At 39.4% G+C, this 12,092-nt stretch carries 9 protein-coding genes and 1 pseudogene; 7 read left to right on the forward strand and 3 right to left on the reverse strand.

The window, feature by feature from the left end:
• Positions 1 to 9: 9 nt before the first annotated feature.
• Genes menH through VV1_RS15055 form a run of 3 tightly spaced genes read right to left on the reverse strand, consistent with a single transcriptional unit; the run spans position 10 to position 3,795 of the window.
• On the reverse strand, positions 10 to 801 hold the full coding sequence (gene menH / locus VV1_RS15045; protein ID WP_011080963.1) for a 2-succinyl-6-hydroxy-2,4-cyclohexadiene-1-carboxylate synthase: 792 nt from the start codon (positions 799 to 801) through the stop codon (positions 10 to 12).
• Positions 782 to 2,476 (reverse strand): 2-succinyl-5-enolpyruvyl-6-hydroxy-3-cyclohexene-1-carboxylic-acid synthase, encoded by a 1,695-nt coding sequence (menD, locus tag VV1_RS15050; protein ID WP_011080964.1) that lies wholly within the window; start codon positions 2,474 to 2,476, stop codon positions 782 to 784. Before menD ends, menH begins: the two co-directional genes overlap by 20 nt.
• Positions 2,473 to 3,795 carry an isochorismate synthase gene (locus VV1_RS15055; protein WP_011080965.1) on the reverse strand — a complete coding sequence of 441 codons (1,323 nt, stop codon included), beginning with the start codon at positions 3,793 to 3,795 and terminating at the stop codon, positions 2,473 to 2,475. The genes menD and VV1_RS15055 overlap by 4 nt, the downstream gene beginning before the upstream one ends.
• Before the next feature lie 231 nt (positions 3,796 to 4,026).
• Here VV1_RS15055 and VV1_RS15060 point away from each other — a divergent pair, with 231 nt between their 5' ends.
• The 7 genes and pseudogenes from VV1_RS15060 (at position 4,027) to VV1_RS15090 (ending at position 12,055) form a co-directional block, all read left to right on the forward strand.
• Positions 4,027 to 5,241 (forward strand): pyridoxal phosphate-dependent aminotransferase, encoded by a 1,215-nt coding sequence (locus tag VV1_RS15060; RefSeq protein WP_011080966.1) that lies wholly within the window; start codon positions 4,027 to 4,029, stop codon positions 5,239 to 5,241.
• A gap of 80 nt (positions 5,242 to 5,321) precedes the next feature.
• A pseudogene (yfbR, locus tag VV1_RS15065) lies at positions 5,322 to 5,552 on the forward strand (5'-deoxynucleotidase); the annotation flags it as partial.
• 86 nt (positions 5,553 to 5,638) lie between these two features.
• Positions 5,639 to 6,238, forward strand: coding sequence for a 5'-deoxynucleotidase (yfbR, locus tag VV1_RS15070; protein WP_011080968.1), 600 nt, complete (start codon positions 5,639 to 5,641; stop codon positions 6,236 to 6,238).
• 318 nt (positions 6,239 to 6,556) lie between these two features.
• Positions 6,557 to 7,141, forward strand: coding sequence for a hypothetical protein (locus VV1_RS15075; protein WP_021276443.1), 585 nt, complete (start codon positions 6,557 to 6,559; stop codon positions 7,139 to 7,141).
• Positions 7,138 to 9,015, forward strand: coding sequence for a hypothetical protein (locus VV1_RS15080; RefSeq protein WP_243742149.1), 1,878 nt, complete (start codon positions 7,138 to 7,140; stop codon positions 9,013 to 9,015). Before VV1_RS15075 ends, VV1_RS15080 begins: the two co-directional genes overlap by 4 nt.
• Complete coding sequence (locus tag VV1_RS15085; RefSeq protein WP_011080970.1) at positions 9,015 to 10,958, forward strand: tyrosine-type recombinase/integrase; 1,944 nt, start codon at positions 9,015 to 9,017, stop codon at positions 10,956 to 10,958. The genes VV1_RS15080 and VV1_RS15085 overlap by 1 nt, the downstream gene beginning before the upstream one ends.
• Positions 10,955 to 12,055 carry a hypothetical protein gene (locus VV1_RS15090; RefSeq protein WP_011080971.1) on the forward strand — a complete coding sequence of 367 codons (1,101 nt, stop codon included), beginning with the start codon at positions 10,955 to 10,957 and terminating at the stop codon, positions 12,053 to 12,055. Before VV1_RS15085 ends, VV1_RS15090 begins: the two co-directional genes overlap by 4 nt.
• The last annotated feature ends 37 nt before the right edge of the window (positions 12,056 to 12,092 follow it).

A 12,092-nucleotide genomic window follows, 5' to 3' on the forward strand; every position in this document is an offset into this window, starting at 1 on the left:
CTAATGTGTTTATCGTTGATAAACCGAATGAATAAACGCACGGACGATGTCAGCAAAAGCGTTAGGCTGCTCTTGATGGACATTGTGGCCCGCATTGTCAACTATCGAGCAGGACAAGCCACTCTGCCTCGCTAGTTCTTGAAATTTTGTGTCTTTTTCGCCGCATACATAGTGCAAAGGCACGCTAGAGCGTTGCAACTGAGGTAAAAGATTCGGTTGCTTCGCCAAAGAAGTGGCTAATAGCATCTCCGCGACTGACGCACCAAGATTAGCACTTCGTTTTGCTATCAAGGTTTGTTTTTGCGCATGGTTTAGTGAAGAAAATACCCCTTGCTGATACCAATCGGCTAATACCTGTTCAATGGGCTCTTCACGAAATCGCTTCGCCCAATGGCTATCACTGATCCAGCGTTGCTGCTTTTCTTGCTCACTGACTAAACCAAAATTGCCGCCTTCAATCAAAGCTCCGCGTAGATTCAGTGCGGCAAAGGCGTGCTCAACAAGCCCCTGCATGGCAATTCGGCCTCCCATTGAATAACCAATCAGAATACATGGGCGTTGGGCCAATTGCTGCTCAATCACCATCGCCACTTGCTGTGCACTCTCCGCAGCACTACTTGGGGCAATGCCAACACTTTGGCCGTGCCCTGCAAGGTCAATCGTTAGGGTTGGATATTCTTTGAGTGAACATTGCGTGGCACGCCAATCTTCTGCACTACCCAATAAACCGTGCAGTAACACCAACACGGGCGAACGGCTATCACCATTGCCTTGCTGATAATTAAACGAGAGAACGGACATGATCAGCCAATTGTTTTATGTGCTGTGACGCTTGGTTTGGCGGCGTGTTGACTTCAACCAATAAAGCGCCACAGCCGTGTGCAAAATGGCCAACAATTCGTTCTGTTAGCTCCGTCATCGATGTGGGGCACACGTAATCGAGGCCAAATTGTTTGGCGGCGAATTCGAAACGGTAGCCATGAGGCATTTGGTATAACGCTTGTTTTTGCTGCGGTGGTACCGGTAATAAATCAAAAATCGCGCCGCCGTCGTTGTTGGTCACCACGATCACCACCGGAGTCTCTTGATGGCTATACAGCGCCAGCGAATTCAAGTCATACAACGCAGACGTGTCACCAATCATCAATAACATTGGGTTGGATCTTGCCCTTTGCACGCCACTTGCTGTGGCAAAGAGACCATCAATCCCCGAGGCGCCACGATTGGTAAATGTTTCGACACCATGCAATTGACCAACCATATCGACCATACGCACAAACAAGCTATTGCCTAAAAACAGATCGGCGCTGCCCACAAGTGAGGATAAGTGCAGAGCAATCATCATTTCACACAGGCTGCTTTGGGCGATCTCTCTGGCTTGCTTGTTCACCTCCGCACTAAAACGCGGCAATTCATTCGCCCACGCTACAGGCTGCACTTCGCGGTTGGTCACCACGTTCAACCACGCTGCGATTGAGCAGACAAAATGCTGTTGAGGTAGGTGGCTCTGGTTGTCTCGCTCAAAATCCGGTGAAACGTACCAATAATCGCAGCCAGCTTGCACTTGCTGCTCTAACCATTGGTGTAAACGCTTCGAGACCAAACGACGGCCAAACTGGATGATCAAATCACATTGGGACAGCTGTGCACGAGCTGCAGGATTTTGCAACCAGATATCAAAACCACTCCAATCAGAAGTGGTTCCGGATTGTGGGTCACACAGCACAGGCCATCCCATTTGCGCCCCAAATTGATGGGCCTGTTTGGCTTCTTGCAGTGTTACACTGCCAATCACCACCACGCCTTTACGTTGTTCAATTTCTGCAAGAGAAGGCGGCATGGGGAGCGGCATTTGTTTGTTACTGTAGATGCCCCCCTCTGCACGCCACACATCCACCGTATCGATATAACTCTGGTAAATCGACTTTGGTGCATTTGAATAAAGCGGCTCAGGAAAGGGACAGTTGATGTGCACCGCATGGCCACTGACCGCCTGTTGATGAAGCACTTGATCCACAGATGTCAGTAACCAGTTTAATGACGTCTGCGTGTTTGGACTGGGCAAGTTTAATGAAGCACAAACATGATTTGAGAAGATGCCTTGCTGTGCGATCGCCTGATTGGCCCCGCATCCCACCAGCTCGATCGGTCGATCTGCGGTCAGTAATACCAGTTTCTCCCCGGTTAAGCCTGCCTCTGCCACTGCAGGCAAAAGATTGGCCACCGCAGTGCCCGATGTCACCACCACCGCCACAGGCCGCTGGCTGGCTTTGGCTAAACCAAGTGCAAGAAAACCCAATCCACGCTCATCAAAATGCGTATGCAACTTCAAACGGGTATGGGCATTCGCTTCGAGGGCGAGCGGGGTTGAACGTGAGCCAGGTGCGACACAAACATCTCGTACGCCAAAGCGGTACAATTCTTCAAACAGCGTTTCACACCAAATACGATTCAATACGGCTTGATCGTGGTTCATGATGCCACTCCAAGCGGTGGGTGCTCAGAAATCAGTGACAATAAGGTCGACATTTTTTTATCCAGTTCACTCCATTCATGCTCTGCGATTGAGCCAGGAACAATGCCAGCTCCAGCGAACAAATGCAGTGAATCATCCACAATCAAAGCGCTGCGTATTGCCACACAAAACTCCGCTTGTTCATGGCTAATGTAGCCAACAGAACCAGCATACCAGCCACGAGCGAAAGGTTCATTTTCAACAATAAACTGCATGGACTCTTGACGAGGCAATCCTGCAACCGCCGCGGTTGGTTGTAAAGCCGAGAGCAGTTGTACTCCATTGACTCCCGCCTTCAACTGCGCATGAATATTGCGCTTCAGATGCTGAACTTTACGCAGGCGCACTAAACGCGCTTCAGACTCAACCTCTACACTCGCAGCATGAGGTGTAAGGCGATCAACGATATCGTCAACCACATACTGGTTTTCATTCAGATTTTTGACATCCTGTGAAAGCCAACTGGCCAGTTCCATATCTTGCGTAGCGTTGTGGCCACGACCAATGGTGCCCGCCAATGCTTCGGTATACAACTCTTGCCCTTGACGCAAGTAAAGTCTCTCTGGTGTTGAGCCGATGAAACTGTGTTTACTGTCGAGACTCAGCATAAAGTGAAAACTGTGGTGATTTTGCAGATAACTTGCCTTAAGCAACTGCGCCGCGCACAATGCGGAATCTAAATGCACAGTGGTTTTACGTGCCAGAACGACCTTCTTAAACGCCTTAGCTTGTATGCCTTTCAGCACTTTACTCACCAAGTCACACCACCCCTCGCGCTCAGGTAAGTGTTCCACGCTCTGGATGTGTGCGGTGAGAGGTGCTAACGGTTTCGCCTCAGTCGTGAGTTTGCTCAACGTGTGCAGAATTCGGCTCTTATCACCATTTAGATTGACCGCCAACGACCACTTGTCGTCCAAACGGATCAGTTCAATCTGAGGTAAAAAGAAAAAAGAAGGCATACAACGGCGATTTTTCTCGCTGCTGCCATCGAATGATCGTCCTCCCCAAACACGTTGTCCGGGAGACAGTATGGTATAGGCCGGGCCTGGATCGACAAAGGTGTGCAATTGTCCTAACGCGACCACCTCTTCACGAGTATCTCGTGACTGCCAATAAAATTTTGGAAAAACCGGCTGGGCTTCAAGCCAGTCAATGAACGTCAATGTAGGTTTTGTTGTTAAAAGCTCGACCAGACGAGTCTCGTCATCCTTGGCATTTTTGACACGTTCAATGAGATTGGTAATGGCTTGATGAAAATGTGACAAAACAACCTCGTACATTAGAGGATAAAGAATTACTGTCGCTACTCTATTGATAGACCCTGATCAAATCAAGGTTGTGTGCGATCTTTTGCAGAATCCTGTGATAACTGACGCCTCCCAACGAAGACGAGTCCTTCATCGAGATAGCGACACTGATCAAATTTCGACTTTTCTATAGATTTTTATTCTAAAAAATGTCAGTTTAGTATCCTTTAATAAAGAATTTTACGAATTTTCAGGAATTACACAATGCAAAATATCGGGATGTCGTCAAAACTCGACAATGTCTGCTATGACATCAGGGGTCCTGTACTCAAACATGCTAAGCGCATGGAAGAAGAAGGGCATAAAATCCTTAAGCTAAATATTGGAAACCCCGCCCCATTTGGCTTTGACGCCCCTGATGAAATTCTGGTCGATGTGATTCGTAACTTGCCTACGTCGCAAGGTTACTGCGATTCAAAAGGCATCTACTCAGCACGTAAAGCCGTGGTACAGCACTACCAACGCAAAGGCATTCGTTCTCTCGATGTGGAAGATGTCTACGTGGGCAATGGCGTCTCTGAGCTGATCGTGATGGCCATGCAAGCACTGCTTAACAACGGTGACGAAATGCTGGTTCCAGCACCAGACTACCCATTATGGACCGCTGCCGTGGCACTTTCGGGTGGTAAAGCGGTGCATTACCTCTGTGATGAGCAAGCAGACTGGTACCCTGATCTGGATGATATGCGCAAAAAAATCACGCCTAAGACTCGTGGTATTGTACTCATCAACCCAAATAACCCAACGGGTGCCGTCTACAGCCGCGATTTTCTACTGGAAGTGATCGAAATCGCGCGTCAACACAAGCTGATGATTTTCGCCGATGAAATCTACGACAAGGTGTTGTACGACGGAGCGGTTCACACCTCAGTCGCGACCTTAACTGACGATGTGCTGGTGATGACGTTTAACGGCCTATCAAAAGCCTATCGCGTATGTGGTTTCCGTGGTGGTTGGATGTTTATGACCGGACCAAAACATTTAGCGCAAGGCTATGTTAACGGTTTGGACATGCTGGCTTCGATGCGCCTGTGCGCCAACGTGCCAATGCAACACGCGATTCAAACTGCCTTGGGGGGCTATCAGAGCATCAATGAATTGATCTTACCTGGCGGTCGTTTATTGGAGCAACGTGATCGCGCATGGGAGTTGATCAACCAAATCCCTGGCGTTTCATGTGTGAAACCAAAAGGCGCAATGTATCTGTTCCCTAAGATTGATACGAAAAAATACAGCATCAAAGATGACCAAAAGATGGTTTTTGATTTTCTCGTTCAAGAAAAAGTGTTGTTAGTGCAGGGTTCTGGATTCAACTGGCCAAAACCAGACCACTTCCGCATTGTCACTCTACCGCATATCGAAGATCTCGAAACCGCCATTGGCCGCTTTGAACGTTTCTTACATGGCTATAGCCAGTAGTAATTATTGTTAAACTTTCATATGCTTAAAGGTGTTCCATAGGAACACCTTTTTTCTAACTGCGTTTTGAGGTGACTATCGTGCAAGAAAGCCATTTTTTCGCTCATTTGGCTCGTATGAAGCTAATTCAACGCTGGCCATTAATGCGCTCTGTCTCCAGTGAGAATGTCTCTGAGCACAGTTTGCAGGTCGCCTTTGTTGCCCATGCTTTAGCGCTGATCAAAAACAAGAAGTTTGGTGGTCACATCAATGCAGAGCGGGTGGCCGTGTTGGCCATGTATCACGATAGTAGTGAGGTTTTGACTGGTGATTAGTTCGTTTTTCTAATATGAGTAAACCAGTGACTTAGTTCGTTAATACACATAAGTTACCATTAGACTATTGTAAGGATATTCAGTTGAAAAAATCACAAAGTACATTCATGGCATGGGTGACACGTATGCCATTAATAAAACGCTGGGCATTAATGCACTGCTTTCAAGAAGAAAATGTTTCAGAACATTCTCATCAGGTTGCGGTAATAGCTCACTTATTAACTGTCATTAAAAACAAACGATATGGCGGTAACTTAAATCCAGAAAAAGCTGCAGTTACCGCCATTTATCATGAAATATCAGAAACAAAACTTCAGGATATAAATTCAAAAACCAAGTACCACAGCCCTGAATTTACAGCAGCATTTAAAAAACTTGAAGATATTGCAGAAAAAGAATGTTTAGAAACATTACCAGAGGATTTACGTAATGAGTTCTCAGATTTACTTGTTCAAAAAAATGTAGACGCTGAATATAAAGCGATTGTAAAAGCAGCAGATATTCTATCAGCTTATATAAAGACTCTAAACGAACTTCGATTTAACAATGATGAATTTTTACATGTCAAAAAAGGACTTGATCCAAAAATTAAAAGACTTATTACTGAAATGCCTGAAGTAAAAGATTTTATGGATGTATTTTGTGATAGTTGCACTACTACGTTTGACAAAATATCAGGATAAATAATACCTCTCGGTATCTATAGAGTTTTAAAAAAAAGCAGAATCTGTAATCACGCATAACTTCATCACACATGCGTTATCAATATGAGTAACGTATGTAAAATGTGTTTTAACTCAAACTTTTACATAAAATCAACACATCAAAATTTACATACAACGCCAAGTTTGGTAACGTAAAATTGTAAAGGTTATCGTCACCTAGCCCGACTCAAGGCAAAGACGATAGTTTTGAATAGACAAAGTAATCACTTTTCAGTGGCATTTTGCATGAGAGTCGCATAGCAAACTTCAATGCTGCACTACGACCAAGGTGAAACTATGTCTAAAAACCATTCATTACCTCAAATTTCTCCATCCGACATCTTTAAGTTAAAAGCAAAACAATTTTCATTGTTAATAACCAAAATATCAGGTTTTAGTAATATACCGTCAAAAAAAAGGTATGATTGGTTAGCTCATGCTCTAGGTTATAAAGACCACAATGATTTATTACACTCTAATTATCTTAGAAGAATTACTGATAACCGTAATATCCTAAATATTTTTAGTAATAAAAAACAACGAGAAGACATAATTAATATTTTCTGCTCTAACCTTCCTGACGTATCAAAGAAACATATAAGTGATGCTACTATTTTAATGGCTATTATAGAAAAGCCAGAATATAAAAAGTTACTATTTTCACTAATACATAGTGGAATTAGATACCCCTCAATTTCTGGGTTAATTACACCTAAAAATAATAAAATAATCACATATAAATTAAACATCCCAAGAATAAAATCAGCACACCAAAGCCTACCAAATAACACCATCAACAAAAACCATATATTTTCGTTTTCAAAATTTCGTGAAGATTATGTTAAAAACACATTATCAGAAAACTTAACGACAAATAAATGAAATATAGATTTGGTGAAATGGGAAATAAAAAAGTATCTATCGGAAACTTATCCGCAAAAATAATAAGTGGGAAAAACATAAGTATCGGTGATAAAAGTGCACTTGGTGAATTAATTAAATATTTAAAAAAAGAGAATAAAAGTAAATTAATAACAACCAACTTTGATGATGTTGAATTTCTTAAATTTCTGAAATATTTATCTACGATTAAAACGACAAAACGCCGATATCAAATTTCTGTTGCAGTAAGACGCCTTATTGCTGAAGAATTTCACAACGGAGTTGTTTTCACTATATCACCCGACGAATGGCCTGTTCCGGAAAAACCGAGACCAACGCATTTTCAACCACTAAGCTCAGAACAAATAGTCAAATTGGAAGAATTTCTAAGAGAAGAAATTGACGTTGCTTATAAGAAAGATGAAATTTTTCAGAGTGCCCGAAAATCAGGAGTGGTTAGCAACAAAATCGGCATCGACTTTTGGCACCGAGCTAACCCAGATCCAGCGTTACCTAGATTTACTGACTGGCATGAAAGCCTAAAAAATGCCATTGCTACAATATATTCTATTCATCCAAATTTTCCTAATAATGCATCAAATGAAGATTTGGCAGAAAATGGAAAATTTTATATTCCCAAAGACCTTACATATACAAATCTTACAACAACATTTAAAACCCTCGCAAAGAGAATGGTCATGCAAAACATTCCTGGGTACACTTCATTTGTATTAGAAGCCCCAGAACTAACATATACAAAATTAATATCATATATCTACCCGGATTTACGTGAACTGATCGCTATTAAAATAGCGATTTGCTTCGAAACTGGTTGGTCACCCGATATCACCGAACGAATAGATCCAGATGATTATATTTATGACCCAATTCCTATGGAAAATGACTGGGTATTTATTAAATCAACAAAAGCAAAGGGAGCTTCTGTAAATAAGAAAACAAGACTTCGCGAACAGAGATTGATGATTCATCCTAGTTCAAAAACTGATAAATACAGTGCGTATAATTTAATAAAATTACTAGTAAAAAGAACTTCAACATTACGAAAAGGACATTTATACGAGAAAGCAACTACAGATCTTGACGTTCACCCTGCATTCATAAGTTTAGTAGTAAATGCTGGTCTAAAATTTGTAGCGCATTACCCATGCCGTAAAGGTGTTAATAGAAGTTCAAGTAGCAAGTTCATTGAAAAAAGTATTGGGTATAAGTTGGATCTAAGACGACTCAGGCCAACTCGATTGTATCTAAATGAAAAAGAAAAAAAGCTGCCGCTATTGCTTCAAGTCGCGCTATTTGGGCACTCAACATCTGCAATTACTGACGAGGTTTATAAAGACAACTCCCACTTCCAACAGCTAAGAAATGACAAACTAGCAATGGAATTAGATAGTATATTCGACAGTATTCGTGATGGTTCTTTCAAAGGAAAACTAGTTCCATTAAAACAAAGAACATGTATCAAAAAAAAGATAATAAATATCTATACAAACCACAATGGCGAGTCACCATTAGCAATCTGTAATAACCCATACTACCCCACCTGGCACTTGTCTGATGGTGGACAAATTCCCAGATCAAATAAACCATGCAAACAATTTAACAAATGTCTTACGTGTCAACAATCATCCGTTACCAGTGACAACATTCCATTTGTAGTAGATAGATTCCTCTATTTAGATCAGAAACGACGCTCAATGCGAAGTGACCAGTTTGATTGCATGTATAGGGAAGAATATGAAGCAGCAAAAGAAGTCATCGAATCATGGCCTTATCAAGAAGATATTCAAGAAGCTGAGTTGAGAAACGCTGTTGATGGATACCTACTTCCACCTATTATTTCAGAGAGTAACTAATGAAACTAATAAACTTTGGCGAGATCAACATTGATAAAGACATTCAAATATCAGAAGAAATAAATTTCAAATATAATGTTTGGAGAATTCAATATTCACAATCAGAACATATATCACTAAACTTTGAAAATTTTAGTGAAAATAATAATGTATCTAACTATAACGATTTGGTAATTTTAATAAAAATACTAACTTATTATGAATTCCCTAAATTATTCAATTTAAACATAACCAGTTGGTTGACAACAAATCATCGCCATTCATATTTTATTAATGTCGCTAAAAATTTTCTCCTTGATTCTGGATTTACATCTAGAAAAATGCTTTCTAATATTACTTTAAGTCAATGTAAAGGATATATTGAAGATTGCATTTCACTATTTAAAAAAAGAATACCAGGTTCAATAACAAAACTGGATAGTGCAATATATTTTTTTGACAGATGGAGTGAATTATCTCACAAAAAAAGGTTACCAAAAGAATTCAGATTTGAATACGATAAGTATGATATTTTAGATAAAGAAAAACGTGCTGAACTAAGAACTCTCAAAGATGAACAATGCGATCCATGGCAACCATTGGATTCAGAAATTGTAAAATCCGTTTTCGATGAATCATTAAAATATATACAAACTTTATCTCCAACAATTATTAAATGCTCCAATTTAGTAAAAGAAAAAGGACGACGAGACGATGGTTCTTCTTGGGGAACCATAAGAAAAGATGGTCGTACAAAACATATTTTTAAAGTACTCGAGAACATGGAAATTCCAGACATATATGATGGAGTTAAACTTTTCAATTTTAAGCCTGTAACCAAAGAGGTTACTTCTTTAGGTTACGCCAGTGGGAAGCAAGATAGAACAACAATACCAACCAATGAAATACGGCCAGCAGTTATAAAACTAAAACGAAGTTGTATATTTATTATAGGGTTATTTACTGGTTTAAGGCGTCGTGAGATTGCATCACTAAAGGCTAAGCCAGCATATAAAAAAAATGATTGTTTATACTTAGATATTATACGTTTTAAGCAAGCCGCCGATTCAGAACAAGAAGGTGAAGAAGATAGTATCCCTATACCAAAAATTGTTGGTGATGCTATTGATATATTAATTGAATTATTTGCTATCAGCCGAAAGACATTAAATAGCCAATATCTTTTGGTAACAGATATGCCTTCTAAAAAGAATTTCGAAAAAATAAAAATTGATACAATTACAAAAGACATTAGAAAAATAGTCGCTGATATGACAGATGTAACAGATGCTCACCCACACCAGCTGCGAAAAACTATCGCATGGTTACTGATTTCTAGAAGTGAAAAAAACATTGATCTTATTCGTCAGCTCTTTGGTCATAAAAGTTATGGTATGACACTTCGATATATAATGCGCAACGAATTAATGGTAGAGAGTGTAATAGAGTTGTTAGAACACAACTACACAGAAGATCTACAAGAAATATTCGAGGCTATCAATAATAATAATACAGCGGGAGATCTATCAGATAAAATCAAAAAACGTATGGAAGAGCAAATTTATCCAGGTAGCATATTGGTAACCGATATTGAATCCTATGTGCGTGAATCACTAAAAGCTGGTATACCTTTGTTCGTATCGAGAGTCCCCATTGGTGGTTTCTGCATAAACGCGGGTAATGAAGATTCTATCCCACCATGTATGATGAAAACCAATTCAAAAAGACCATGCGTTGATTTCTGTAACTACAAAGTGTGTGATTACCTAATTTTTAATGATGAATCAATTTCTAATATTCACTCTCAAATTAACTACTACAAACAAAAGTTAAGCTATCTAGATGAATCAAGCAATGAAAAAGTTGTGACTTATTATCAAAAAGAAATTCTTGAACACAGAGAGCTTCTTGAGAGATTAGAAAATAAGAAAAATAACCAGAATTTTAAAAAGGCTCAATTATGACTTTAAAGGAAAAGGATGTAGAAAATGTAATTGATATCCTTATCTCATCAGATTCTTTTAATGTAAAAAAACTAGCTGAGTATCTTAAGGTTTCTCGGTCCTATTTATATAAAGAATTCCGACATCTACTACCTAAACCAGCAAGTATCACCCAAAAAAGAATAGAAAATGCTATTTTACGAATTAGACAACGGACAGGTCGCTCTCTCTTAACTATTTCGGAAGTAGCAATAGAATCAGGAGTAAGCAGGCAAAGTATTTCTAGAGATTACAGTCATCTTTTATCTATGATAAAAGGTAAAAAATCTGTTGATATAATTCCTAATTCAACAACAGAATCAGAAGAAAAAATTAAATTCCTAGAAGATCAAATTTCTTCTCTTAGCATGAAAAATGAAGAATATGAAGAGAATATTAAGTTAAAGGTTTACTCCGATATGATGAAGCAAGATCTTGCTTCATTTACAGCCCAAAAGGACAAAGCAAATGCTATCAAGCTACAAAATCAAAATGATGAAATAATAGCTATTAATAAACAACAAATATCAGAACTAGCGGATCTACGATCGCAATTATCAGAATTAAAAAGAAAGTCTAAAACAATCATTCCCGGGTGTAATATTATTGCTCATATCAAACCAGATTATAGTAGTATTTCATCAAAAATGGATTTAAAAACTTCAATGGAGATTTTCTTCGAAATAGAAGAAAAAAACATAAACGATGCCATTGATATCTGCTTCACTTCACAACCTAATTCAGTAATATTTTTTCAACCTTTTCTTAGTTGCAACTTTGAAAGTCTTGGTATTACTTTATCAAAAGGTGATGTTATTCTTATTGAAAGTAATTTTCCTCTTGCCAAGCAATTCAAAAAACTTTTACTAAATATAAGCGAAATTCCTGTCCATTCAATATCATGTAAAGGTCACGAATTACAATTGGCAAATTTCTATTGTCGAAAGAATCACACCAATAAATTTAGCGAAGAGTTTATAGATAAGTTATATAAACTAATATCTTATCCAGATCAGAATGATGGTTTTAAATCTGTAACGCTCGTAAAGCCTAGCCCTTCTATTTCGGCGGTAAAATAGTATGCTTATTGAACGGAAATTAATTACATATCCATAT

Source organism: Vibrio vulnificus CMCP6 (assembly GCF_000039765.1).
Lineage (GTDB): Bacteria > Pseudomonadota > Gammaproteobacteria > Enterobacterales > Vibrionaceae > Vibrio > Vibrio vulnificus_B.

Coding starts and splice junctions, on each gene's coding strand:
- menH (WP_011080963.1), bottom strand. CDS start 801: ATGTCCGTTCTCTCGTTTAATTATCAGCAAGGCAATGGTGATAGCCGT.
- menD (WP_011080964.1), bottom strand. CDS start 2,476: ATGAACCACGATCAAGCCGTATTGAATCGTATTTGGTGTGAAACGCTG.
- VV1_RS15055 (WP_011080965.1), bottom strand. CDS start 3,795: ATGTACGAGGTTGTTTTGTCACATTTTCATCAAGCCATTACCAATCTC.
- VV1_RS15060 (WP_011080966.1), top strand. CDS start 4,027: ATGCAAAATATCGGGATGTCGTCAAAACTCGACAATGTCTGCTATGAC.
- VV1_RS15075 (WP_021276443.1), top strand. CDS start 6,557: ATGTCTAAAAACCATTCATTACCTCAAATTTCTCCATCCGACATCTTT.
- VV1_RS15080 (WP_243742149.1), top strand. CDS start 7,138: ATGAAATATAGATTTGGTGAAATGGGAAATAAAAAAGTATCTATCGGA.
- VV1_RS15085 (WP_011080970.1), top strand. CDS start 9,015: ATGAAACTAATAAACTTTGGCGAGATCAACATTGATAAAGACATTCAA.
- VV1_RS15090 (WP_011080971.1), top strand. CDS start 10,955: ATGACTTTAAAGGAAAAGGATGTAGAAAATGTAATTGATATCCTTATC.